The organism is Halobacillus sp. (genome assembly GCF_049282395.1).
Lineage (GTDB): Bacteria > Bacillota > Bacilli > Bacillales > Halobacillaceae > Halobacillus.
In genome coordinates this window covers 1-23,248 of the sequence record NZ_JBAPTY010000275.1, presented here as the reverse complement: position 1 = coordinate 23,248, position 23,248 = coordinate 1, and the positions used below count along the sequence as shown (strand labels likewise).

Annotated in this window: 28 protein-coding genes; 16 read left to right on the top strand and 12 right to left on the bottom strand. The window is 41.9% G+C overall.

Going from position 1 to position 23,248, the window contains the following annotated elements:
* Positions 1–88: 88 nt before the first annotated feature.
* Positions 89–1,432, top strand: a complete 1,344-nt coding sequence (locus tag WAM07_RS11570) for a copper amine oxidase (protein WP_422167014.1) — start codon at positions 89–91, stop codon at positions 1,430–1,432.
* A gap of 113 nt (positions 1,433–1,545) precedes the next feature.
* Positions 1,546–2,526 carry a sortase domain-bontaining protein gene (locus tag WAM07_RS11565; RefSeq protein WP_422167012.1) on the top strand — a complete coding sequence of 327 codons (981 nt, stop codon included), beginning with the start codon at positions 1,546–1,548 and terminating at the stop codon, positions 2,524–2,526.
* A gap of 131 nt (positions 2,527–2,657) precedes the next feature.
* On the opposite strand, the gene WAM07_RS11560 is transcribed toward WAM07_RS11565, so the two are convergent.
* From WAM07_RS11560 to WAM07_RS11550, 3 genes are all read right to left on the bottom strand, one after another.
* The gene (locus WAM07_RS11560; protein ID WP_422167010.1) at positions 2,658–3,014 is read right to left on the bottom strand and encodes a PilZ domain-containing protein; all 357 of its coding nucleotides are present in this window, start codon (positions 3,012–3,014) and stop codon (positions 2,658–2,660) included.
* 111 nt (positions 3,015–3,125) lie between these two features.
* Positions 3,126–4,850, bottom strand: a complete 1,725-nt coding sequence (locus WAM07_RS11555) for an ABC transporter ATP-binding protein (RefSeq protein ID WP_422167007.1) — start codon at positions 4,848–4,850, stop codon at positions 3,126–3,128.
* On the bottom strand, positions 4,843–5,562 hold the full coding sequence (locus WAM07_RS11550) for a CBS domain-containing protein (protein ID WP_422167005.1): 720 nt from the start codon (positions 5,560–5,562) through the stop codon (positions 4,843–4,845). The genes WAM07_RS11555 and WAM07_RS11550 overlap by 8 nt, the downstream gene beginning before the upstream one ends.
* A gap of 289 nt (positions 5,563–5,851) precedes the next feature.
* Here WAM07_RS11550 and WAM07_RS11545 point away from each other — a divergent pair, with 289 nt between their 5' ends.
* A complete protein-coding gene (locus WAM07_RS11545; protein ID WP_224893925.1) occupies positions 5,852–6,181 on the top strand; it encodes a helix-turn-helix domain-containing protein in 330 nt (109 codons plus the stop codon).
* An 84-nt stretch (positions 6,182–6,265) separates the two neighbouring features.
* On the opposite strand, the gene WAM07_RS11540 is transcribed toward WAM07_RS11545, so the two are convergent.
* The gene (locus WAM07_RS11540) at positions 6,266–7,015 is read right to left on the bottom strand and encodes a sugar phosphate isomerase/epimerase family protein (protein WP_422167002.1); all 750 of its coding nucleotides are present in this window, start codon (positions 7,013–7,015) and stop codon (positions 6,266–6,268) included.
* Positions 7,016–7,307: 292 nt separating this feature from the next.
* Here WAM07_RS11540 and WAM07_RS11535 point away from each other — a divergent pair, with 292 nt between their 5' ends.
* The 3 genes from WAM07_RS11535 to WAM07_RS11525 are packed head-to-tail and all read left to right on the top strand — an operon-like array spanning position 7,308 to position 8,078.
* Positions 7,308–7,511, top strand: coding sequence for a hypothetical protein (locus WAM07_RS11535; RefSeq protein WP_422167000.1), 204 nt, complete (start codon positions 7,308–7,310; stop codon positions 7,509–7,511).
* A gap of 60 nt (positions 7,512–7,571) precedes the next feature.
* On the top strand, positions 7,572–7,817 hold the full coding sequence (locus tag WAM07_RS11530) for a hypothetical protein (RefSeq protein WP_422166998.1): 246 nt from the start codon (positions 7,572–7,574) through the stop codon (positions 7,815–7,817).
* A gap of 12 nt (positions 7,818–7,829) precedes the next feature.
* A complete protein-coding gene (locus tag WAM07_RS11525; protein WP_422166996.1) occupies positions 7,830–8,078 on the top strand; it encodes a hypothetical protein in 249 nt (82 codons plus the stop codon).
* On the opposite strand, the gene WAM07_RS11520 is transcribed toward WAM07_RS11525, so the two are convergent.
* From WAM07_RS11520 to WAM07_RS11510, 3 genes are read right to left on the bottom strand one after another with little or no spacing between them, the layout of a single operon-like run.
* On the bottom strand, positions 8,063–8,359 hold the full coding sequence (locus WAM07_RS11520) for a hypothetical protein (protein WP_422166994.1): 297 nt from the start codon (positions 8,357–8,359) through the stop codon (positions 8,063–8,065). The two genes, WAM07_RS11525 and WAM07_RS11520, sit on opposite strands and share 16 nt — an antisense overlap.
* Position 8,360: 1 nt before the next feature.
* Positions 8,361–8,681: a hypothetical protein gene (locus WAM07_RS11515; protein WP_422166992.1), complete on the bottom strand. Its 321-nt coding sequence runs from the start codon at positions 8,679–8,681 to the stop codon at positions 8,361–8,363.
* Positions 8,682–8,686: 5 nt separating this feature from the next.
* Positions 8,687–8,887 (bottom strand): hypothetical protein, encoded by a 201-nt coding sequence (locus tag WAM07_RS11510; RefSeq protein WP_422166990.1) that lies wholly within the window; start codon positions 8,885–8,887, stop codon positions 8,687–8,689.
* A 44-nt stretch (positions 8,888–8,931) separates the two neighbouring features.
* Between WAM07_RS11510 and WAM07_RS11505 the strand changes: the two genes are divergently transcribed.
* The gene (locus tag WAM07_RS11505) at positions 8,932–9,396 is read left to right on the top strand and encodes a hypothetical protein (protein WP_422166988.1); all 465 of its coding nucleotides are present in this window, start codon (positions 8,932–8,934) and stop codon (positions 9,394–9,396) included.
* Here WAM07_RS11505 and WAM07_RS11500 read toward each other — a convergent pair.
* Positions 9,393–9,818 (bottom strand): Hsp20/alpha crystallin family protein, encoded by a 426-nt coding sequence (locus tag WAM07_RS11500; RefSeq protein ID WP_422166986.1) that lies wholly within the window; start codon positions 9,816–9,818, stop codon positions 9,393–9,395. The genes WAM07_RS11505 and WAM07_RS11500 overlap by 4 nt on opposite strands.
* Positions 9,819–10,246: 428 nt before the next feature.
* On the opposite strand from WAM07_RS11500, the gene WAM07_RS11495 reads away from it, so the two are divergent.
* From WAM07_RS11495 to WAM07_RS11455, 9 genes are all read left to right on the top strand, one after another.
* Positions 10,247–11,560, top strand: coding sequence for an ABC transporter substrate-binding protein (locus WAM07_RS11495; protein WP_422166984.1), 1,314 nt, complete (start codon positions 10,247–10,249; stop codon positions 11,558–11,560).
* A gap of 202 nt (positions 11,561–11,762) precedes the next feature.
* On the top strand, positions 11,763–12,623 hold the full coding sequence (locus tag WAM07_RS11490; RefSeq protein ID WP_422166982.1) for a carbohydrate ABC transporter permease: 861 nt from the start codon (positions 11,763–11,765) through the stop codon (positions 12,621–12,623).
* On the top strand, positions 12,623–13,447 hold the full coding sequence (locus WAM07_RS11485) for a carbohydrate ABC transporter permease (protein ID WP_014644782.1): 825 nt from the start codon (positions 12,623–12,625) through the stop codon (positions 13,445–13,447). Before WAM07_RS11490 ends, WAM07_RS11485 begins: the two co-directional genes overlap by 1 nt.
* A 20-nt stretch (positions 13,448–13,467) precedes the next feature.
* Positions 13,468–14,529, top strand: a complete 1,062-nt coding sequence (locus WAM07_RS11480; RefSeq protein WP_422166980.1) for a LacI family DNA-binding transcriptional regulator — start codon at positions 13,468–13,470, stop codon at positions 14,527–14,529.
* Positions 14,530–14,558: 29 nt separating this feature from the next.
* The gene (locus WAM07_RS11475; RefSeq protein ID WP_422166978.1) at positions 14,559–15,278 is read left to right on the top strand and encodes a ThuA domain-containing protein; all 720 of its coding nucleotides are present in this window, start codon (positions 14,559–14,561) and stop codon (positions 15,276–15,278) included.
* A gap of 15 nt (positions 15,279–15,293) precedes the next feature.
* Entirely contained in the window at positions 15,294–16,334 is a 1,041-nt protein-coding gene (locus WAM07_RS11470) for a Gfo/Idh/MocA family protein (protein WP_422166976.1), read from the top strand.
* Positions 16,331–17,371: a Gfo/Idh/MocA family protein gene (locus WAM07_RS11465; RefSeq protein WP_422166974.1), complete on the top strand. Its 1,041-nt coding sequence runs from the start codon at positions 16,331–16,333 to the stop codon at positions 17,369–17,371. Before WAM07_RS11470 ends, WAM07_RS11465 begins: the two co-directional genes overlap by 4 nt.
* 24 nt (positions 17,372–17,395) lie before the next feature.
* The gene (locus WAM07_RS11460) at positions 17,396–18,364 is read left to right on the top strand and encodes a sugar phosphate isomerase/epimerase family protein (RefSeq protein ID WP_422166972.1); all 969 of its coding nucleotides are present in this window, start codon (positions 17,396–17,398) and stop codon (positions 18,362–18,364) included.
* A gap of 63 nt (positions 18,365–18,427) precedes the next feature.
* On the top strand, positions 18,428–19,123 hold the full coding sequence (locus WAM07_RS11455) for a YesL family protein (protein WP_422166970.1): 696 nt from the start codon (positions 18,428–18,430) through the stop codon (positions 19,121–19,123).
* A 50-nt stretch (positions 19,124–19,173) separates the two neighbouring features.
* Here the strand turns inward: WAM07_RS11455 and WAM07_RS11450 are convergent, their stop codons facing one another.
* Genes WAM07_RS11450 through WAM07_RS11435 form a run of 4 tightly spaced genes read right to left on the bottom strand, consistent with a single transcriptional unit; the run spans position 19,174 to position 22,518 of the window.
* Entirely contained in the window at positions 19,174–19,515 is a 342-nt protein-coding gene (locus WAM07_RS11450; protein ID WP_089751361.1) for an EamA family transporter, read from the bottom strand.
* Positions 19,496–19,843: an EamA family transporter gene (locus WAM07_RS11445; protein ID WP_422166968.1), complete on the bottom strand. Its 348-nt coding sequence runs from the start codon at positions 19,841–19,843 to the stop codon at positions 19,496–19,498. The genes WAM07_RS11450 and WAM07_RS11445 overlap by 20 nt, the downstream gene beginning before the upstream one ends.
* A complete protein-coding gene (locus WAM07_RS11440) occupies positions 19,836–21,584 on the bottom strand; it encodes a DUF6020 family protein (protein ID WP_422166966.1) in 1,749 nt (582 codons plus the stop codon). The genes WAM07_RS11445 and WAM07_RS11440 overlap by 8 nt, the downstream gene beginning before the upstream one ends.
* Positions 21,574–22,518, bottom strand: coding sequence for a glycosyltransferase family 2 protein (locus tag WAM07_RS11435; RefSeq protein ID WP_422166965.1), 945 nt, complete (start codon positions 22,516–22,518; stop codon positions 21,574–21,576). The genes WAM07_RS11440 and WAM07_RS11435 overlap by 11 nt, the downstream gene beginning before the upstream one ends.
* Between the last annotated feature and the right edge of the window lie 730 nt (positions 22,519–23,248).

Sequence of the window (23,248 nt, the reverse complement as noted above, 5' to 3'; positions counted from 1 at the left end):
GATCCAATTGATTTTATTAGACGATAGCTATGTGAAAAGCAAATCACTCAACGGAAAAAATGAAAAAATCAAAAGGAGAGATGAGAGCATGAAATCACTAAAGAAAATTTTGACCATTATGATGGCGATACTGCTTTTAGCACCATCCGCAGCATTGGCTGATAACCACGGGGACACAATGGCGACAGTTAAAACCCCTGCCGCGGATTTAAGAGCAGATTTGGACAAATTGTTGTCGGAACACTTTGTACTGGCTACTACGTTTATGATGAAATCTTATGAGGACGCTGAAGATGCCGATCAGGTTTGGAATAAGCTGGATCAAAATGCGCAGGATATGACACCGGCAATCGCTTCTGTCTATGGTGAAGAAGCAGCGGAGCAGTTTGAGGACATATTTAGAGGTCATAATGATTATTCCGACGATTTTGTGAAAGCGGCAAAGAATGATGACCCAGAAGCCCGCAAAGCGGCTGAACAAGAAGTAGAAGAATTTGTGAATGAATTTGGAGCATTTCTATCAAAAGCAACAGAGGGAAATCTGTCTGAAGAAGCAGCAAAGAAAGTACTGGCTGCTCACGAAGAGGACGTAATTAACGTTTTTGACCACTATGTAAATGAAGAATACCAGAAGGCTTATCAATCTTTCCGCGAAGGATTCCATCGGATGTTTGATATTAGTAAAGCCTTGTCCACAGCTATTACGACCCAAATGCCGGACAAATTTCAGCAGACTGCAGCAGATTCTAAGGCAGCAGATCTTCGTTCTAACTTGAATGCGCTGGCATCTGAGCACTTTGCGCTGGCAACTCTTGAAATGCAAAAAGGATTCAACCAGGCTCCTGATTACGATTTTGTAACCTGGGCAGAAAATGAACATACGAAAGAATTTGCGGCAACAATCGAGTCTCTTTATGGAGAACAAGGGGCAGAGCAATTTGAGAAAGTATGGCAGCAGGATCATATCACAGCTCAATCTGATATTGTAACAGCAGCTTTGGAAAACAATGAAGAAGCTCGGATGGATGCAGAAGAAAGCTTGAAAATGTTTGCGGAAGATTTCGGTGTTTTCCTAGCTTCAGCCACGGAAGGCAACCTTCCTCAAGAAGCCGCAACTGAAGCGGTATGGACACATGAAGAAGATGTTCTCGAAACGTTTGATCACTATGCAGCGCAAGATTATGAAGCTGCTTATAACAGCTTCCGTGAGGGTTACGGCTTTATGTTTGGTATCGGTGAAACGCTTGGAGATGCGATAGCTAAGCAAATGCCAGATCAGTTCGCTAACGATCAAATGCCTGAAGAAATGCCTGATACAGGAATGGGCGGAATGAGTGAGGCAGGTTCACTATCAGCATGGGCCTGGGCAGCATTTGGAATTCTTGCTCTTCTCTCAGGTGGAGTACTTTATAGAAAGAAATCTAATCAATAAATTCGCTTCACATGAGTGGGTTCGTTAGAATTAAGAAGAGAGGAGCCTCCTCTCTTCTTAATTATTTTAAATTATGAAATAATCAATAAAAGAAAAGGTGATGGGTTATGGAGATGAAGTGGAAGATTTACTTTACAGTCGTAGGAATAGTAGCCCTTCTCATGGTTGGGTATGAAACGAATGTATGGGCGAATCTGACCAGTTCGGATACGGAAACTCAAGTAGAGAGAATTGAAAATCCAGAGGTCGAAGCCTCAGATATTACACCATCCGAGGAAAAGCTGAAGGAACAGGTGGCTGGCGGAGAGTTCACTGTAATTAATAAAAATAAAGATATGAATTCATCTGAAGTGGTGAAAGAAGAAAAGCAGAAAGAAACTGGAATTGTTCCTGCCAATATTCAAATCCCTGCTATTGATGTTAATTCTGACATTGAATCGGTTGGCGTCCTTGATAATGGACAAATGGGCGTGCCTGAAGATCCCGATAAAGCGGGGTGGTTTGAACCTGGTACGGAACCTGGGAATACAGGGAATTCAGTTATTGCCGGGCACGTGGACAGTCGTACAGGTCCTGCGGTTTTCTATGACTTGGATAAGCTTGAAAAAGGGGATGAAATTACAGTCACGGATCAAAACGGCAAAAAGAAAACATACGTCGTTCAGAAATTGGAAAGTTATCCAGAGAAAGAGTCCCCAATCGGTCGGATTTTTGGCCCCACTGATGAAAAAAGGCTGAACCTTATCACTTGTACGGGGGAGTTCGTTAGGGATCAAGGCGGTCACCAGGATCGTCTGGTCGTTTACTCCACCCTGAAAGAAGTTGAAATGGAAAAGGCAGATATTAAAGCTCCTACGAATATCGAAGTTAACGGAAGCCTTGTTACATGGTACGCCGTTCGTAAAGATTATGTAGCGGGCTATAGAGTATATAGAAGTAAGGATGGAGAGGAATTTGAAAAAGTTGCCAGTATCTCGAATCATGAGAGAAAAGCGTATGCAGATCCCGAAGCTTCTCAATACAAATATTATGTAACAACGGTCGATTTAGAAGGAAATGAATCAGAACCTTCCAAAACGGCCTCATCAAAATAGCAAAATAACACACGATCCCATCACCTATCACCCATAAACCAAAAATCACCACCTCAGGTCATCCAAATATTGGATGACCTGAGGTGGTATTTTATATCCAAAGAAAGTCTCCCCGTGTGGGAGGCTTTAAATTATATAAAGTTCTTATTTTTGTTCAGGGAATTACCCAGGCGGTAAATTTCATTGCGGAGAGATTCAGGGAACATAAATATGTTAACCCCGCAAGTCATCGTACCATTGTCTGAGCTGATCCAAATGATTCGTCCTTCTGCTGAGTACGTTTCTTTATGATAAATAAACGAAAGAAGAACCTCATCTGTCATAGAGAGATCCGGGTTCTCATCACAAGAGAAGCGCAGGCCATTCAAGCTGATGTCTTTCACTTGCAGCGGTCCGGAGATATTCGGGTTTAATTTTTTATTATAAAACCCTGGCAGCGGTTCATTAAATGAGTAGCGGAATGGTTCAATTCTTCGTTCATCTGCCATAACCAAACCCCTTTACTTAAGTGTAGTTAATCTAATGATATACTTCATCAAGTTATGGTACAACAATAACATATTTTGCAAATAAAAAATTAATAAAAAACCTAAATTCGCTTATGAAATAATTTGCTGATCCACAAGCTGCCGGTAAAGATTATTTTGATCATAAAGCTCTTTGTGGGTCCCTTGCCCAGTTACCTGTCCTTTTTCAAATACAAGCATGTGATCCGCTTCAACCACTGTAGACAACCGGTGCGCAATGATAAATGTAGTGCGGCCATGCATAAGAACCTTTAGAGCTTTCTGCACCGCAGCTTCGGATTCTGAGTCAAGGTTCGAGGTCGCTTCATCTAATAGCAGAATAGCAGGATTGCGCAGTAAGGCTCGAGCAATGGCTATACGCTGCCTCTGGCCTCCAGAGAGTTTGATTCCACGTTCACCGACCAAAGTTTCTAACTGTTCCGGTAATGCTTGGACGAATTCATAAGCGTTAGCCTGGTGCAGGGCATTTTCAATTTCTGAATGTGTTATGCTCCGGTCAAGACCATAGCACACATTGTCTCGGATAGAACCTGCCATGATAGGGCTTTCCTGTGAAACGTAACCAATGGACTGCCGCCACACAGCGAGGTTAATGGATTGGATGGGTGTGTCACCCATTCTGATTTCACCTGAGACGGGGGCATAGAAACGCTCGATTAAAGAAAATACAGTAGTCTTTCCGGCCCCGCTCGGACCAACAAGAGCGACCGTTTCTCCAGGTTGCACCGTAAAATTCAAATCATGTAAAACCATCTGGTTTTCAGCATAGGAGAAGGAAACGTGATGGAACTGAAGAGGCTTCATTTTAAATTGACTACGCTGCGTATTTATTTCAGGCTGAGTTTTTAATAGGGCCTGAATTCGCTCAGTAGCCCCCATAGCCTTTTGAAAAGCAGTCATGAATGTAGCCATCTGGCTGAAGGGAACAATAATTTGAAACATATAGATGATGATCGCTACAAGAGAGCCCGCACTCAGATCCCCAGAAGCGACACGGACACCTCCATATCCTATAAGTATGACGAGGACAACCATAATAATTGTCGTCATAAATGGAGAAATGACGGACTGAATTCGGGCTTCTTTTAACCCGTAAGTAAAAAGACGGTTAATTCCTCCCCGTCCCTTAGCCTTTTCTGCGCTTTCAGCATTAGATGATTTTACGAGTCTGATTTCACTTAGAACTCGACCCAAATTTGCACTGAAGTCGGCCATTTCATCCTGCATTTTTTTAGATACACGGTACATCATACGTCCTAGTGGAAGAATGATAAGAAAAGAAAGGGGAACCGCGGCAAGCATAATGACCGTCATTCTCCAATCAATGGTTAACAGAATGATCACAGCCCCAATAATGGAGATAATTCCTGTAAAAAAAGTAACCAGATGATTGGTAATTAAATTTTTTACAGTATTGGTATCCTGTGTGATCCGGCTCATCGTTTCACCGGATTCATGCTCATCAAAATAAGCTACCGGCAGATGGAGAACCCTTTCCCACAACTGTCTTCTTATGTATGAAACGATGTGTTCTCCAATATAGGCAAGCAAGTAATATGAAAAACCGCTGGAAACGGTTTGAATCACAAAGGTTATGATAAGAAAGGTAATGAGTCCGGTGCTCAAAGAACCAGTAGACAACCCGTCTACTAAATTCCTGGTGAATAATGGAACCACCAGGCTGGCTGCCGTTTCAAAAAGGCTGAGGACAATGGCCAGGGTAAGAATCCATTTAGAAGGAATCCCACCCTTAATAAACCTGAAGAACTCCCGAACCGTCGTTTTTTCTTCACTCATCTTCATTCCTCCGATCCACCTTGATTAAGTCCCAGGTGGTTACGATTCCTAAAGGAGCGTCATTGGCTTTACCGGATTCAGTTAGAATCACAGCTTTTAATTTGCGTTCCTCTTCCAGACTTCTTTCAAATCGTTCCTCTAATTCATACACCGTTCCGTGAGAGGATAAAAATTCTATACTAGGATTTAATCCGTCTTGTAGAACATCCTTAGCAGTAACATCCGCTAAATTTACAAGGTTGTTGTCCACTGAACGAGCAATCCAGCGTACAATTCCATCATTCGTTAGTAGACCAAGGAATTCATTGTCCCCGCTATAGATAGGAAATTGCGAAACCCCCTGCTGATCAAAGGCGGTCATAATTTCGGTCAATAAGCTGGTGTCTTTAAAGAAAATGACCGGATGAGTTGCAAATTCAAGTGCTTCAGGAGGTTGATCAAGCGTTTGTTTAATATGCTCCAAGCTCTCCACTACTTCCAAATGAGGGGTGGCAATATAATAATCATCACGTATTCTCTCGTGGACAAGTGCATTTCGAAGTTTTGCATATTGTTTTAAAAGATCAAAGTGGACACGGATCACACTGTGCTTCAACTTGCTTCGCTGTAATAATTCAACGAAGTTATCATTTTTCGGGTACCCATTAAACTCCTTAAGGTGCTGATGGATTTGATTAAAGGCTACCTCGAAACGTTCAACAAGATCGTTCATAGCAATCACCTGTTATTTTGTATTTATCTTTATTATATCTGATTGAACAAAGTCTCACACATTAAAACACGGATCTTTTGGAATAAAAAACTTAAGTAAATGACTTCTCAGCCGATGAATATAATAGGAATGAATTACAAAGGCATTTTGGATAACTATTGTGTTATAAGATACAAAAGAATGAGTTATAATGTTCAAGAATAGGTCTACTTACTGATTTTTGTGCTTTAAATAGAACGCACTCATAAAATATGCTATACTCATACTAGGTAAGAAAGTAGGTGAAAATATGATCGGTGAACGCATCAAACAAATTCGCAAAGCCCGTCATATGTCGCTGTCTGAATTAGCTGAGAGGGCTGGAGTTGCAAAGTCATACTTAAGCTCCATTGAACGTAATATTCAGACCAACCCATCCATTCAATTCTTAGAAAAAATATCAAAAGAATTGGATGTCTCTATTAATTTTCTTCTTCATGGAGAGTCAGATGCAAAGGATGAAACGCTTGATGATGACTGGCTGGAACTCGTTCAGGAAGCAATGAACTCAGGAGTGTCTAAAGACCAATTTCGCGAATATCTGGAATTTAATAAATGGAAGATCCATCAAAGTAAATAATTAGGCCTGGTTCAGCAAGTGAACTCAGGCTTTTTTACATACCGAGAAAAGGCGCAGACTTTTTTAATAGCCTGCGCCTTATTCTTATTTAAATTTTTGTTTAATATAATCCATACTGATCGCGAGGCTTTCTAAAGGAGAGCGACGGCTCTCATCCTGCTCAATAATCCACCACTGTACTCCTGCTTCCTCACCTGCCTGGAATACAGCATCCAGGTCTACACCACCCGTTCCGAGCTCTGCAAAAAATGATTCGTCATCCACCGTCATGTCCTTCAAGTGCAAAAGAGGGCTTCTGCCCTGATATCGTTTTAGCCATTGATCCGGCTGTTCCCCTGCTTTTTTTAGCCAGTAGATATCAAATTCTGTTTTTAAGTTCTCATCTTGAGTATCATCGAAGATGGTCTCAAGAGCTGTACGGCCATCCGACAGCTTCTTCAGCTCAAAATCGTGGTTGTGGTAGCACAACGTGATTCCTTCCTGACGGCACTGTTCACCCAGACAATCTAAAAGAGGAATTAACTGCTGATAATCTTCTTCCTCACGTTCATCTATGTAAGGACAGACGATATAAGAGCTTCCAATTATTTTCTGGTCGTTAATGATTTGTTCCAGATTATTTTTTAAATCTTCCAGCGGAACATGGCAGGAAGCCGCCTGCAATCCTGTTTCTTCAAGTAAACTTTTAATTTCTGTTGCTGATAATCCGCCGAACCCGGCAAACTCTACAGCATCAAATCCTAAATCGGCTACTTTCCTGACTGTACCGGCAAAATCTTTTTGAGCTTCTTCTCTTAGTGTGTACATTTGTGCGGCAACTGGTATTGTTTTCATTTGTAAATCCCCATTTCTAAATAATTATCCCCCTTTATACAACATTAGATATTTGAGAGAAAAACCCCTTTAAAAATCCTGTATTTGTTTATAAAAAATTGAATAATCAGTATTCAATCCCTTTAAAGATAATAACTTACTCATTAGTAGAAGAGTAAGCAGTATCTTATACTTTGATTATTAAGATCCACCCATACCACACTCCGGAGTCAAGTATTCGACTATATGGGAAAAATCCGTATAAAAAATAACAACGCTTAACATATCTAAACATGGAAAAGGGGAGAAACAGATGGGAAGATTCGACGAGTTCCTCCGCGAGATAAATCGAAGAAATAAAATCTGCTGGAATTGTCAAAGGGAAGTAAGTGAGGATGACCTGGTCATACCGGAAGACGATTGGAAAGTCCATATCCAATTGTGTATAGATTGCTATGATCTTATGGAAGAGGAAAGGTGGAAAGGAGCCGCTGAGAATAATCAAACACCTGGGTGACTGACACGTTCCCCTGCGGCCTGGAATAGGATATTTTAACAATGAGGTGAGGTGAAATAAATGCCTGTTTCCATAGTATTTAACCAGATAGCGGTTAATGCACTTAATGATAATGCAACAATATCAACCGGGCAAAATAATCAAGCCGACTGGTCGTGGCAGGGGAAGAATAATAATGCTGCCGGCATTCCTGTAGGAATAATTATTGCAACAAGTAACGTAAACACCATTTTCGATAATGATGTAATAGATGTGCCAGTTACTAACCCGGAAATCAGTAACCCGCAGCCTAACGTTCAATACTAAGGGACTGATGATATGAAGGTGCACTTCGATTGCATTAACGTCAACCAGATTAAAATGAGTTCAGGGATATTTGTAGGATCTAATAGTCAAAACAACTGGTCTTCTCATCAAAAAGAAAATTCGGCATTAGGTACCATTGTTGGAAATGGGAATGTCGTTCACCAGAATATAAATGTGATCCATGATGAAGATATGGTGGATATGCCTATTAAAGAAGAAACGATCAAGAAATCCAATGGAAAAGGCTATGGGGACGCATGAGTGTCCTTTTCCATCTCATTTTTTATCATTGTTTGAATCCATTCCGGTACTTCCTGATCTTTGCTGTTCACCATCATATCGAGGATCGCTGAATCACTTAGGATAGAGCGCAAGCCTTTGAGCGAATTGCCGTCTCCATAAACATTTCCAAATCCCTGGTTATGTTTTTTATGGCTTTCAAACCCGCTGGGCGCATTATTTCCGAGATTGACACATGAAGCGTCCTCTACTGTTCCAATATGAATATTGCGGATGAAGAAATTAGGAGAAAGAAAATTCAAGTTACTCCTCCTTTTCTTTGAATGTAAATTTTAAACCATCTTTTGTTTTTTCCAATTTAGGTTTTTCTTTGTAAGATGGTTTCACTTGAACGCCAAAGTTATTTCCCAGATTCAGAGCTCCACTTAAATCTTCGATATCTAAATGATCCAGTTGGAAACTTAACTGCTCCAGTTTAGGGTCATGGATGTCAACTTTGTCAAAATGAAAATGATATTCTACAGTTTTACCCTGATTTTCCAATATGGCTTTTTGGAGTTTCAAGATTTCTTTGTAGAGATGTTCGATATCATGAGAGCGTTTATTGCGTTTACCAAAAAACATGACATCTACTCTCCGTGAGGATTTGGCTTTTTAATAATCAGATGTCTGTTCTGCTGCAGGACATTTTTGTTTCCTATAATCATTCCGTTACCTTCATTTTTCTGACGATGAGCAGAGAACCTGGACTGAACATTTGTACCAGAGTAAATTCCTGAAGAGTTGGAGACTTGATCAACGGTGAGGTTATGAAAAGATATACGAGTCATAGTATCCACCTCCTGTCATTAAGGTATGAAAGGATTTTGTAAGCATGAAAGAGTTTATGAAGTGGTTCAATCAATCGGACCGTGATCAAAAGGACGGCAAGCCGGGACTCCCTTTTTCAAATTCAATGTTTGATATGGCAAATATCAATAAATATGTGCAGCAATCGATTGAAGATGCCCTTAAACCAACCCAGCATATGTTTAATTCGCCTCATTCGACCTCTGATCCCAAGGAACACACAGGTTTTGATTATGAGGTAGTAGAGTTAATGCTTTATTATATTGTTCAAATTCGACTGCCCAAAGAAACAGATATGGATGCACTGCGTCTTACTCTGGGTAACTGTAAATTATTTGTGGAAGGCATAGGGGAAAGTAAAAAAACGATTCCTTTACCCGGACAGCCCAGCCGGCGGAATATATCCGCTCAATACAGCGATGGGACGATTGAAGTACGGCTCCACAAAAAGAGAGAGGACTATGAAAAAGAAATCCACGTTTTTTATTAAAACTGGATTTCTATTTCATTTGCCGAAGAGTTCTTTGTAATTTTGATAAGAACAACCCCGTCTTTATAGGATGTTTGGACGTCTTCGTACGTGAAATGAAAGGGGACGGGAATAATCCGTTTGAATTCACCTTTCAATCTTTCACTGTGAAGTAATTTTTCTTCAGGAACAGGGTAGGGGTAGGAGATTTGTCCCTTAATAATTAATTGAGTACCCTGCTGGGATAAGTGAAGTGGATCATTGGAATGATAACCGGGGAGATCCACAATTATAACGCCTTCTTTCTCTGTCTCATAATAGTCATAAGAAGGTCCTCTTTTCGGAATAACATGATGCATATCGTTCCAAAAGTCTTCACCCAGAACTTTCTCAACATTCTCAGAAAAAGCATTCCAGTTTAATTTACCGTTCTTATTATTCATAAGTAAGTTCACCCCGCTGGTTTAGTTTATGAGAAGCAAACTAAATTCATGATGCTTGAATCATTCACGTTTGGTGTTTAAAAGCGGCTTTTAATAAATCAGTATTTAAGAGATAGATAATCTATTTTGGTATCGCTTCCAATTTAGAGAATTTTTTAAAAATTATTTGTTGTTTTTATATAAGGAGCGTGTTACTATTTACATAACTTAAGAGTTATTGAATTTTTGTGCAAACGTATTCACAAATTTGCTCAATGGTAGGAAAGCTCATTTAATTAAGGGACTCTAATTTAGTGAATGAGTTTTTTTTCATAACAATCGTGCAAACGTATGCGCGCTAAATCGTAGTTAGGGTGTGGCAAGGTCAATTATTTTTTTGTCACATATTGAAAGCGGATTCAATAATTCGGAAAAATAGGGGTGGAAAAATGAAAGGTAAAAAATTTTACTCGGGTATTGCTACTGCACTTCTAGCTTCTAGTATCGCATTAACAGGCTGCTCCTTCTCTTCAGGCGACAGCGGTGGAGATTCAGGAGGAGAGGAAGCATCTGGAGACGCCGTAACGGTGGATGTTTTCCAATTTAAAGTCGAATTTAAAGATCAGTTTGAAGAACTGGTTTCCATGTATGAAGAAGAAAATCCTGACGTGAATATTAATGTTAAAACAGTTGGCGGCGGAAATGATTATGGTGCGTCACTGAAAACTTCCTTCTCTTCAGGAGAGGAACCGGATATTTTCAACGTCGGCGGTCCGACAGATGTAGATGAATATGAAAAATACTTAGCTGATTTATCCGATACAGAAGCAGCGGGCGCCGCTCTTGAAGGAACGCTGTCAAGTGTTAAGCGGAATGACCAGGTGCTGGGACTTCCATTCAACCAGGAAGGTTATGGACTTCTATATAACAAGAAAGTTTTTGAAGAAGCAGGAATCAATCCTGATGAGATTAAATCGATGGATGATTTAGAAGCAGCTGTAGAAACACTTAACAGTAAAAAGGACGAGCTGGGTATTGAAGCACCATTTGCATTTCCTGCTAAAGAGAAATGGGTAATGGGTAACCACTTGGCTAATGCCTATCTTGCGGATGAGTTTAACCATGATGTGATGGAAGCTTATGAAGCTGACACAGTTGAATTCACTATGGGTGACCAAATGAAGCGTTTCACAGACTTGCAAAATGATAACTCTATTCAACCAACCTTAAGCCTTGATTATTCTCAACAGGTTGAGGAGCATTTCTCACTTGGGAATGTAGCGATGATTCAACAGGGGAACTGGGTGTATAACACGGTTGCCTCCATGGATGAAGAGTTCGCTCAAAACAACGTTGGACTTCTTCCGATTCCTGTAGAAGGATATGAAGGAAGCATTCCAGTTGGCGTTCCTAACTACTGGGTAGTAAATAAAGAGTCTGAAGAGGAAGTCGTGCAGGCAAGTAAAGATTTCTTAGATTGGATGTACACGTCTGAAACAGGCAAGAAATTCGTAACGGAAGAATTCAAGTTTATTCCGGCATACGAAGGTTATGAAGATCAGGAAATTGCGGATCCGATTTCTCAGGAAATCTATAACTATGCTAAAGAAGGAAATACACTGGGCTGGGTCTTCCTTGGTGCTCCAACAGCTTGGACAGAAGATGCTCTTGGTGTAGCTATGCAGGAATACATCGCAGGTGACATTACCTGGGAAGAAGTTGAACAGCAGGCAACGAAAGCCTGGGAAGATGCTCGTCAGTAGTCTTTAACTAAACAGCCGGCAGGATCGCTTCTATACGATCCTGCCGGTACATATAAATATCTCCTCTATTAGGATATTTAGACGTATAGGTAGTCTAATAGGAGAGATGTTTATTTTATCAGAATATGAAATCGATATCATATCGATAAACCACGGACTTTTTACATAAAAGTGCACGTGTAAAGTATTGGAGGAGGTTTACATGAAAAACCGCAGTCTTGCCTTTTGGTTATTCTTAACTCCCGTGATCCTCGGGTTGGGAATTGTTGTCGTTATTCCGTTCATCTATGGTTTTATTTATTCATTCACAAACTGGAATGGACTTGCAGCTACGGAATTCTTAGGATTCCAAAACTACATTAATTTGTTCCAGGAAGATGAGTTCATGCAATCGATTTGGTTTACAATCAAATTTGCTGTCGTCACGGTTATTCTCCTCAATGTATTTGGAATGGCGCTGGCTTTAATTGTGACACGTAACATTAAGTCCAATAACTTATTGCGTACCGTGTTCTTTATGCCGAACCTGATTGGCGGATTGATTCTCGGATTTATCTGGCAGTTTATCTTTATTAGTGTGTTTGGCGACATAGCGAACTTAACCGGTATTGAAGGTTTGAATGGCTGGTTATCCACGACCAACACAGGTTTCTGGGGTCTGGTCATTTTAACAGCCTGGCAGATGGCCGGATACATCATGATCATCTACATTGCTTATCTTGAGAACATTCCTAAAGACTTAATAGAAGCGGCAAAAATTGATGGCGCGAGCAGTTTCCAGCGCTTCAAGAATATTACGTTTCCGCTTGTTGCTCCGGCTTTCACGATCAGCATGTTCTTAACGCTGTCTATGTCCTTTAAGATTTATGATCAGAACTTGTCACTTACAAACGGCGGACCTTTTAACTCGACACAAATGGTTTCCATGGAAATTGTCCGTACGGCGTTCTCTGACAATCAAATGGCCTATGCGCAGGCAAAGGCGGTTATTTTCTTCTTAATTGTGGCCGTCGTTGCATTAACCCAAGTGTATTACAACAAGAAACGGGAGGTTGAGATGTAATGAAAAAGAATCAGGAAAAACGCAATTTATTTTCCATTGAAATTCTTGGCCTTCTGCTTGGTTTATTGTGGATCGCTCCTTTCTACTTAATGGTCGTAAATGCTTTTAAAACGAAACGTGATATTTTCGGCGGGGTTTTAGGTTTCCCATCTGAACTCGCCTTTGATAACTTTGCACAGGCCTTTGTCGACTTAGCTTTTCTTAAATCATTGTTTAATTCGGTGCTTGTCACCGGATGCAGTATAGCTATCATCATTCTGTTTTCTTCCATGGCCGGCTATGCTCTTGCTCGTAATAAAAGTAAATTAAGCGGGTTCATTTTCTTCATATTCGTTGCTGCGATGCTTATTCCATTCCAGTCTGTTATGATCCCGCTCGTGTCCATATTTGGACAAGCGGACATGTTGAATGCAGGCGGATTAATCTTCATGTATCTTGGTTTCGGGTGCAGCTTGTCGATCTTCCTTTATCACGGGGCGATGACGGGTGTTTCTAAATCTATGGATGAGGCCGCGATTATTGATGGGGCTAACCGCTTCCAGTTGTTCTGGTATATTATTTTCCCACTGTTAAAACCTATATCCGTGACTGTTGGGATTCTGAACACAATCTGGATCTGGAATGACTACTTGCTGCCTTCTTTAGTATTAAGTGAAGCGAATGCAACCATTCCATTGAAAATGTTCTATTTCTTTGGGCAGTACACGAAACAATGGCACTTGGCTCTGGCAGGGCTGACGATTGCAATTCTTCCGGTTATTATCGGATATTTCTTCGCGCAGAAACAAATCATCAATGGAGTTTCTGAGGGTGCTGTGAAATAGAGTCAGAGGAGTAGATGCACGTGTCTGTCACTATTAAAGATGTAGCAAAAAAAGCAAATGTTGCCCCGTCCACTGTATCCCGTGTCATTTCTGACAGCCCAAGGATCAGCGAAAAGACAAAGCGACGGGTTCGGAAAGTTATGGATGAACTTGGCTATCACCTGAATTATAATGGCCGGGTCCTTGTCAGCCAGTCCACTCAAACGATTGGGATTGTGACAAAAGTGGCTTCTGTCCATTCTTTTGATAATCCTTTCTTTTCGGAATTGCTCAGAGGAATCAGCGATGCCTGCCATGAGAAGGATTACAGTATCTACTTAACCACTGGTAATACAGAAGAATCGGTTTACCGGGAAGTGGTGAAGATGGTTCAGGGTAAACGAGTGGACGGGGTGATCGTTCTTTACTCAAGAGAAGATGACAATGTTGTTCCTTACTTAAGGGAATGCAACTTTCCATTTGTGATGATTGGTAAACCTGTCTCTCATACGAGTGATACCATGTTTGTCGATAATGATAATGTCCAGGCCAGTAAAGAGGTTACCGATTATCTCATTGGTCTGGGGCATCAAAAAATCGGTTTTATCGGCGGAGACTCCCATTATGAAGTGGCACGTGACCGTTTGTCAGGATTCAAATTATCTCTGAGCGAGCAAGGGCTGGAGCTGCCGCGGGACTACTTGAAGAATATCCAATCCGGGAAAGCGGATGCTGAGACCGTGGTGGAAGAGATATTGCAGTTGAATGAACCGCCCACCGGGCTTGTGATTACAGATGATTACAACTCGATGAAGGTGATGAGGGCCTTGGAGGACAAAGGAATTCGTTTGCCGGATGAAATGAGCATTGTCGGGTTTAACAATACGATGATTGCCAGGTTGTCCAAACCGCCGCTTACAACAGTGGACACGCAGTCCTTCCAGCTTGGTCACGAATCGGCGAGGAGTTTGATCGAATTACTGAATCATCCGGATATGATGAAAAAGAGCATTATTATCCCGACCATTATTGTCGAAAGAGAATCCTGCATAAGACTTGAGGTTCAAAATACAGACCCAGAACAAGACCGGACACCACATTAAAAAAGAGATAAAGAAAGGGAGAGGAAATCATGAACGTATTAGTTTGGAATGAAAATCGCCATGAAAAAGAAAACAAAGTAGTCAGTGATATTTACCCGGAAGGAATTCATGGAGCTATTGCCGGCTTTCTTGGAGAAGATCACGAAAATGTGAAAACCGCAACGCTGGATGAGGAAGAACACGGCCTGACCGATGAAGTTTTAGCGGAAACCGACGTACTTGTCTGGTGGGGGCATAAAGCACACGAAGACGTAAAAGATGAAATTGCCGAAAAGGTAAAGCAGCGCGTTTTGGAAGGTATGGGACTTGTCGTTTTACATTCGGCTCACTTTTCCAAAGTGTTTAAGAAACTCATGGGCACGACCTGCGATTTGAAATGGAGAGAAGCTGACGAGAAAGAACGTATATGGGTTGTAGATCCAACTCATCCGATTACAGACGGTGTGGGAGAGTATATTGAGCTTGAAAAAGAAGAGATGTACGGTGAACATTTTGATATTCCGACACCGGAAGAACTGATTTTCTTAAGCTGGTTTGAAGGGGGAGAAGTGTTCAGGAGCGGAGCAACTTTCCGACGTGGCAGAGGGAAAGTCTTCTATTTCCGCCCCGGCCATGAAACCTATCCAACTTACCACAATAAAGAAATACAAAATGTAATCAAAAATGGTGTAAAATGGGTAAACAACACGAATACCCCGAAACATGTTTATGGGAACGCCCAGCCTTTAGAAGAAATTTCTACTAAATAACAGGAGGTTTTCACTATGTCTAAATTGAAGATTGCTGTCCTTGGATGTGGAAGCATTGCTCAAAATCGGCATTTATTAGAATATGATGCGAATAAAAATGTAGAGATCACAGCTGTATGTGACATTGTTGAAGCACGAGTTAAAGAAGTAGCTGAAGAATATGGAGCCAACGCTTACACGAGTTATGAAGATCTTTTGGCTAAAGAGAATATTGATGCCGTCAGTGTGTGTCTCCCAAACTATCTTCACGCACCTGTATCCATTGCAGCCCTAAAAGCCGGCTGTCATGTGTTGTGTGAAAAACCAATGGCGACCTCCAGAGAAGAAGCGGAAGAAATGATTCAAGCTGCTGAGAATCATAACAAAAAACTGATGATTGCTCACAATCAGCGCTTTGTTCCTTCTCATGTAAAGGCGAAAGAACTGATCGCTTCTGGAGCGCTTGGGAAGGTGTACAGTTTCCGTACGACATTTGGACACGGCGGCCCGGAAGGCTGGAGTGCAGAAGGAAAAGACAGCTGGTTCTTCAAGAAAGATCAAGCCTTTATAGGTGCTATGGGCGACCTCGGAGTACATAAGGCAGATTTACTTCGCTACATACTAGGCCAAGAGTTCATTGATGTAGCAGGGTTTATCGAGAACAATGCCAAAGAAAATATTACCGTTGATGATAATGCCGTTTGCATTCTGCGCAGCGAAGAAGGCGTGGTAGGAACTATGACAGCAAGCTGGGCGTACCAGCCGGGGGAAGATAATTCGACCGTTATCTATGGTGAAAAAGGAACCTTGCGTCTGGAGGATGATCCAGTTTACTCCTTAGTAGCGCAGTACACCAATGGAGATATCGTAAATTATCAGCTTGGCAAAATTCAGTCCAATGACGAAGGCGGACAGAGCAATTCTCATGTGGTCGATCATTTTGTAGAAAGTATTCAAAATGATACAGAGCCGTTGATCACAGGGGAAGAAGGAATGAAATCCCTTGACGTCATCCTGGGAGCCCTTCGCTCTGGAGAAACAAGACAAATCAGCAGTTTGGAACGGGTCAAGAAGTGACACGTTTGAAGATGGGGATCATCGGAGCAGGGGGGATTGCCCAGGGTAGGCATATCCCCTCTTTTCAACAATTAGAGGATTCCGTAGTACTGACGGCTGTACAGGATCTAAATAAAGACAGGGCGGAAGAAGCTGCTCGTCTATTCGATATCCCTCATGTTTTTGAGAATTATGAAGACCTTTTTCAGAAGGTGGATGCTGTCACGATCTGTACCCCAAACAAGTTTCATGCGGAAATCGCGATTGCCGCGCTAAACGCAGGGGTTCATGTGCTCTGCGAAAAGCCAATGGCGATTACAACGGAAGAATGTACCCGCATGATCGCTGCAGCTAAGAAAAATGACCGCCTGCTGTCTATTGGCTATCACTACCGATTCACCCCTGAAGCCCAGCTTGCCAAAAAAGCAATGGATAACCACGAGATTGGCGATCCGTTGGTTACACGTGTACAGGCGATGAGAAGACGTAAAGTTCCTGGGTGGGGCGTTTTTACCAATAAAGACTTGCAGGGTGGAGGAAGCCTGATTGATTTTGGCTGCCATCTTCTCGATTTAGCCCTGTGGCTCCTTGATGACCCTAAGCCTGTGGAAGTTATGGGAAGAGCTTATAATCGTTTGAGTAAGACTCCTGGCCAGGTGAACGACTGGGGAGCTTTCGATCATGAAACGTTTGATGTGGATGACCATGTAACCAGTTATATTACGTTTGATAACGGACTATCTCTACAATTTGAATGCTCATGGGCCGCTAATATTAAAGATGATGATACAAAATTAAGCATTTCTGGAGTAGATGGCGGCTTAAGCGTGTATCCTTTTGAGCTGTATCAGGCAAAATACGGAGCTTTATGGGATAGTTCAGCGAAGATCCGTGAAGGAGAACCAAAGCCAGGGTTGTACCAGGCCAAAAACTTTGTCGACAGCTGCCTCGGTCAGGATGAACTAATTGTTAAACCAGAACAGGCGCTTAAAGTGACCAAATTAATGGAAGCCATTTATTTAAGCAGTGAATCCGGAACAAGTGTCAAGCTCGACTAAACGAATGAATGGAGGAGTCAGGATATGAAACTAGGTGTATTTACAGTACTATTTTCCGATAAATCTTTGGAAGAGATGCTCGACCACGTGAAAGCTTCTGGACTTAAGGCGGTAGAGATTGGCACGGGCGGATACCCGGGCAATGCTCACTGTAACGTTGATGAACTGCTTGAAAGTGAAGATAAGCGTAACGAATACTTAGAAAAAGTACATTCCCGCGGATTAACAATCAGTGCCTTCAGCTGCCATGGAAATCCAATATCACCTGATCAGAAATTTGCCGAAGAATCACACGAAGCTTTTGTGAAATCGGTTAAACTGGCAAGCCTTATGGATGTTCCGGTTGTAAACACTTTCTCTGGTACACCGGGCGGCCATGAAAACGATACGGCACCAAACTGGCCGGTCACACCCTGGCCCGCGGAGTACTCAGATGTGTTAGAATGGCAATGGAACGAAAAGCTGATTCCTTATTGGAAAGAGCAAGGAGAATTTGCAAAAGAACATGGAGTTAAAGTAGGCCTTGAGCTGCACGCAGGCTTTCTTGTGCACACGCCTTATACGATGCTTAAGCTCCGCGAAGCTACTAATGAGGCTATTGGTGCGAACCTGGACCCAAGTCACCTCTGGTGGCAGGGCATTGATCCGGTAGCTGCGATTAAAATTCTTGGAAATGAAGATGCTATCCACCATTTCCACGCGAAAGATACGTATATTGATCAGGAAAATGTAAATATGTATGGTCTTACAGACATGCAGCCTTATGGTAATGTGAGGACTCGTGCCTGGACGTTCCGTTCCGTAGGGTATGGCCACGGGACGCAGGAATGGTCGAATATTATGAGTGCTTTACGAACATACGGCTATGATCATGTGGTCAGCATCGAACATGAAGACCCGATCATGTCGATCAACGAAGGTTTCAATCAGGCAGTGAAAAACCTGAGTTCTGTGCTGATTGAAGAACCACCAGGCGAGATGTGGTGGGCGTAAATAAATAGGTATAAACCCCTTTTCCAGCAAAAGGGCTTTTCTTCAGATAGGAAGGGGAGACAGATGAGCCGTACATCAGGAATTAGAGGCGGACTATATGCAGTAAGTGAGTGGATTGCCAAGTTTTCACTCAACAATTTACAATGGGCAGTATTCAACCTGCCGATCGCTTTACTTGTTATCAGCATGATATATGCGGAAAAGACAGAGGATATCTATTACCTGGCCCCTACATTGATCGTATTAATGCCGATTTTGTTTTTTCCCGCTACAACGGCGCTGTTTGCTAAAGCAAGGGAATGGGTCAGAAAAGATCACGACGACAGACCTGACCGTACATATATCAGCTATTATAAGGAAAATTATAAAGTAAGTTTACAAGCCGGTATAGTCTTTACGATTCTATGGGGCGTCTTACTCGGGGACATCTATTATTTCTCTACGGTTAATGAGTTGATTATGAATGTTTTCTTTATCGTGGGGATCATCTTATATGTATTCACAATCAACTTCTTTTCTGTAACGGTGCATTTCGATCTTAAAGCAAGACCAGCGTTTAAAAAGGCGTTTCTTGTTACGATCGTGAGTCCTTTGTCCTTCGTGACGGTTGCTATAACCTCAGCGATTATGCTTTATATCAGTGTTTATGTCTTTCCGCTGATGATTCCGATCTTTACAGGATCGATCATCGCATTTCTCTCCTTCTCATCCTTCTACCGGCTGTTCTTAAAGTTAAATCATAAGGAAAAAAATGGATGACCTGAGGTGAACACCTCAGGCCATCCATTTTTTGTTAAATAGTATTTATCTTACAGAATTAGAAAGAAGGATCCTGCGATAATTAAAGTAACGCCGATCACTTTCTTTAGTGTAATAACTTCTTTAAGAAGAAAATAGGAAATAATGAGTGTCCACACATAGGTGATTGACGTAAGCGGGAACACGATCGTGTAAGGCAGATAGTTTAGTGTAATGATATTCAGTATGGCTCCTGCACCGTAAAAACTGCAGCCCACGATTAAATGTTTAAAGAAATACGTGTTTAAGGCAAATCCATGGCTGGTAGCTTTTTTAAAAAAGTACCCGCCTACAGCTCCTAGCAGCGTAAACAGGAGCACGACAAGCAGCCAGCTAATTGTCGCCACCCCCAATAAGTGCGGCCCCTACAATGATGAGAGCGGTACCGATTAAATTGCTTTCGGTAATGGTTTCCTGCAAAATGATACTTCCGAAAAATAAGGCGAAAACGTACCCAATACTGAGCAGGGGGTGGAGTACGGATAGACTTCCAAAACGGAAGGAAACGATCATCATGACGGCCCCCAGGAAATAAAGGAAAAAGCCTATGATTAAGAAAAAATTTATTCCTCCATCTGACATTTTCCAGAACATCTGGCCCAGGGCAGTTTGGAGGGAAGCAAGCACCATGAACAAGATGCCGATTCGGTTTTCTTTTAAAGATTTCGTAAAATTACTCATGCTGGACCTTCTTTTGTTTAGAATCGAACGTAACGAACACGACAGCCGCCATAAGGAATGTCACCAGTACATTAGCAAATTGGTAACGGAAATCCTGGGCTGGGGTAGCGAGCAGCATCGTTCCCGAATTGAGAAGAACGGGTAACAGGATGAGCAGGGAACGAACCCCCGTTTTGAGAGCCAGCGCTACTCCTGTCAGCAGGATGATGGCCGTGTAGACAGCAGGTCTTAAGACCACTTCCAGTAAGTACATTTCAACCCTTACTAAGTTGTCGTTGATAACTTGATAAACGTTGCTGCTCAAAGGAGACGTTTTTAAATCGTAGTCATTATAAAGGTATACGTTTCTTGCATACGTACTTGTGTAACCATCTTCCGGCTGGTTGATCTGCCAGATAATCGATGTCTGATCTAAATAAGCTTCTACAGCAAGGCCAAAGTTATTGGAAACGACAGCGGCCCACGTACTTAAATAGTAGCCGAAGTCATCGAAAATAACTTTCTGGTCATACTCTCCGGCAAATTTAATTTTATCCGTCAGATAAGGATTATAATTCTCTTTCCAGGTTTCCAGTGGCAGAATGGAATCGAGGTAATTCCTCTGTTCTTTCGTTAATTCCCCGTTCTCTTTAATGATGTGCGCGAACTGCTGTGTAGGAATACTTAACGCTTCATTTGGGCTTGTTGCACGAACATCCATATAGTTGAAAAAGGGCCCGGAGATGAGGAAGTAGGCAAGGCCGACAAGCACAAGCGTGGTTATCAGACGCTTGAAATAGGTCCGGTAAGCAACCAGCAGGAGGATGGCCATAACCACGAAAATGGGAAGGCCGTTGCTGCGCATTAAACTAATGGCTAAAGCATTAATCCCGAGCATAAGCTGATGCCAGTTGGAAGCTAGCCAGGTACCTCTGCTTGAAACGATGTTATAAGTGAAAATCGTAAATAAAAAGATAAAACCACTAAAGAATACGTCCTTCCATATGGCAATCGGAAAGATCCCATTTAGTGGATAAAGACCGAATAACAGCACGCCGATCCACACCCACTTTGAATTCACTCCACGTTTTTCAAGACTATATGCAGCGTACCCACCGAATAGGGCAAGGATGACAATTTGTGAAAATGCTACGATCGCTGGAGTTTCCCAAATGGACGTTAACCCCAGGATGTACCATGTATACACAACCGGATGCCAGTTGCTGAAGTCAAGGGTGTGGATTTGTTCCCAATGCGATAAAGAATCCGGTGTCATCGTTCCCGGATAATAGGCTACTAAATACATAGACCAGACTAGAATAGGAAAAATCGCGTAAATGCAGATTTTCCACCTCGAAACGGTTTTCCAGTGAAGGGAGACCGAATGGTGGACCAGTAGATAGAGCAGCCATGCGACGGATACGAATAAGGTTACATAGGAAATAAGAAAAACACAGGCAGCGAACAGCCACGAAGAAGCGGCTAAATACCCGGATGACGTTTTTAAACTCCACATCAGGATAAATGAAAATAAGAGTAAGAAGACCAGCACCGGAGGGCGCATTGTAAAACGAATATATGAATTCTTCTGGTTCAAAAAGGATGTCAGGATTAATTGATGGATCACGGTGAAAAAGACCAATGTGAATCCAATGACCACCCAATGTGTTTCACCGAATTTCTGGTAAAGGGAGACTAAAGCTATTGTACTTAATAAACTGGCTAAGATACTGATTAACCAGAGGTTTGTCTTACGATTCATACTCTTGTTCCTTCATATCCTGCTTAATTTTGTTCAGTTCCCATTCAAATTGTTTTTTGAAGTTGGCCGCTACGGTATCCAGAATCAAGCCGCAAGCGAACGATAAAACGGAAAGAATTACGAGTCCAACCGCTAAGATGGCCGAAGGAATTTTATCAATAAATCCGGTTTCCCAAAATTCTATGATCACGGGGACGCCGGCAATCAGCCCAAACACCAGAAACAGAATGGACCAGAAAGAGAAGAACAACATGGGTTTATACTCTTTGAACAAGGTAAAAATCTTATTAAGTACTTTATAACCGTCACTTAAGGTATTGAGCTTGGATTCGCTTCCTTCCGGACGGTCTTTATATTCAATCGGGATTTCTTTAATCATAAAACGTTTATCAAGCGTGTGGATTGTCATTTCGGTTTCAATTTCAAAGCCCGGACTCATGACCGGCATCGATTTTACAAATAGACGGTCAAATGCACGGTAACCGGTCATAATATCTTTCAGGTCACTTTTATACAAGAAATTAATTAATCCGCGTACCATATTATTTCCTAAATTATGAAACTTCCGTTTGTTTTCTTCCACGTAGGTTCCATTAGATAAGCGATCGCCGATGACGATATTCGCTTCCTGATTTTTTAGAGGTTCCAGGAGCTGATGAACGAATCGAGCCGGGTACGTCCGGTCCCCGTCCGCCATGACATAATAATCGGCGTCAATGTCCCGAAACATAGAGCGTACCACATGTCCTTTACCTTGCCGGAATTCTTTCTTAACAATAGCCCCATGCTCACGGGCTACCTCAGATGTTCGGTCTTTAGAGTTATTATCGTATACGTAAATATCAGCGTCTGGCAGTTCTTTTCTAAAATCTTCAATGACAGCGCCAATGGTTTGCTCTTCATTGTAACAAGGCAGGAGAACGGCAATTCTCAACTTAAAAACTCCTTTATCTCTAAAATCGACTTGTAAATTGGATAACTTCATAAATATAGCAGATATTTCAACAGATTTCTAGTTTCCTATGGAGTAGGATAAACCCAGGGATCAAGGATCAATCCGGGAAAACATGCACTTCGATGATAACATAGCAGCTCCCCTTTGTTGATGTGCAGGGTGTGGATGGATAAGCAGGCTTATAGAATTATAGAAGGAGAAGAGGAGAGGATTCTTTGGAAGAACAGAAGTTTTTTAAAGGATGTCTATGGGGTACGCTGATTTCCTTCCCTTTATGGCTGATCGCTATCCTATCCGCGTGGAAAATGTTTAAATCTTAACTTAAAGGATCTGTTATCGTTTATCGTTGATTTTTCATAAGGCTTATTACGCAATAGGGGTGGATAATTGAATACTCAGTTTCGAGATAATTTTGATCCGTTATGTTGTTATGGAGAAGGGCTGGTGGGGAAATAACTCGTCTTGTTCCATCACCCAGACACGACCAACATAAGCCGTTCATCAACGGATGGAAAAACCACCATCCTTTTGATGCTCGGCTTATGCTGGTCGTGTCTTTCGGGGTGATTCCACATTTGAACACTTTCCTATGGCCCTACACGACGTAGGGTCGATCGACGTACCCACAGGACGTGGCGACTTTAGTCGATCCTCCTTTTTGCCATGAGCTTCCTCGCTCGTTTCACTCCCTGAGGGATCTCACCTAGTC

Coding starts and splice junctions, on each gene's coding strand:
- WAM07_RS11455 (WP_422166970.1), top strand. CDS start 18,428: ATGAGCCGTACATCAGGAATTAGAGGCGGACTATATGCAGTAAGTGAG.
- WAM07_RS11545 (WP_224893925.1), top strand. CDS start 5,852: ATGATCGGTGAACGCATCAAACAAATTCGCAAAGCCCGTCATATGTCG.
- WAM07_RS11470 (WP_422166976.1), top strand. CDS start 15,294: ATGTCTAAATTGAAGATTGCTGTCCTTGGATGTGGAAGCATTGCTCAA.
- WAM07_RS11530 (WP_422166998.1), top strand. CDS start 7,572: ATGCCTGTTTCCATAGTATTTAACCAGATAGCGGTTAATGCACTTAAT.
- WAM07_RS11570 (WP_422167014.1), top strand. CDS start 89: ATGAAATCACTAAAGAAAATTTTGACCATTATGATGGCGATACTGCTT.
- WAM07_RS11510 (WP_422166990.1), bottom strand. CDS start 8,887: ATGACTCGTATATCTTTTCATAACCTCACCGTTGATCAAGTCTCCAAC.
- WAM07_RS11495 (WP_422166984.1), top strand. CDS start 10,247: ATGAAAGGTAAAAAATTTTACTCGGGTATTGCTACTGCACTTCTAGCT.
- WAM07_RS11490 (WP_422166982.1), top strand. CDS start 11,763: ATGAAAAACCGCAGTCTTGCCTTTTGGTTATTCTTAACTCCCGTGATC.
- WAM07_RS11555 (WP_422167007.1), bottom strand. CDS start 4,850: ATGAGTGAAGAAAAAACGACGGTTCGGGAGTTCTTCAGGTTTATTAAG.
- WAM07_RS11550 (WP_422167005.1), bottom strand. CDS start 5,562: ATGAACGATCTTGTTGAACGTTTCGAGGTAGCCTTTAATCAAATCCAT.
- WAM07_RS11475 (WP_422166978.1), top strand. CDS start 14,559: ATGAACGTATTAGTTTGGAATGAAAATCGCCATGAAAAAGAAAACAAA.
- WAM07_RS11535 (WP_422167000.1), top strand. CDS start 7,308: ATGGGAAGATTCGACGAGTTCCTCCGCGAGATAAATCGAAGAAATAAA.
- WAM07_RS11445 (WP_422166968.1), bottom strand. CDS start 19,843: ATGAGTAATTTTACGAAATCTTTAAAAGAAAACCGAATCGGCATCTTG.
- WAM07_RS11485 (WP_014644782.1), top strand. CDS start 12,623: ATGAAAAAGAATCAGGAAAAACGCAATTTATTTTCCATTGAAATTCTT.
- WAM07_RS11560 (WP_422167010.1), bottom strand. CDS start 3,014: ATGGCAGATGAACGAAGAATTGAACCATTCCGCTACTCATTTAATGAA.
- WAM07_RS11460 (WP_422166972.1), top strand. CDS start 17,396: ATGAAACTAGGTGTATTTACAGTACTATTTTCCGATAAATCTTTGGAA.
- WAM07_RS11565 (WP_422167012.1), top strand. CDS start 1,546: ATGAAGTGGAAGATTTACTTTACAGTCGTAGGAATAGTAGCCCTTCTC.
- WAM07_RS11525 (WP_422166996.1), top strand. CDS start 7,830: ATGAAGGTGCACTTCGATTGCATTAACGTCAACCAGATTAAAATGAGT.
- WAM07_RS11440 (WP_422166966.1), bottom strand. CDS start 21,584: ATGAATCGTAAGACAAACCTCTGGTTAATCAGTATCTTAGCCAGTTTA.
- WAM07_RS11515 (WP_422166992.1), bottom strand. CDS start 8,681: ATGTTTTTTGGTAAACGCAATAAACGCTCTCATGATATCGAACATCTC.
- WAM07_RS11500 (WP_422166986.1), bottom strand. CDS start 9,818: ATGAATAATAAGAACGGTAAATTAAACTGGAATGCTTTTTCTGAGAAT.
- WAM07_RS11505 (WP_422166988.1), top strand. CDS start 8,932: ATGAAAGAGTTTATGAAGTGGTTCAATCAATCGGACCGTGATCAAAAG.
- WAM07_RS11540 (WP_422167002.1), bottom strand. CDS start 7,015: ATGAAAACAATACCAGTTGCCGCACAAATGTACACACTAAGAGAAGAA.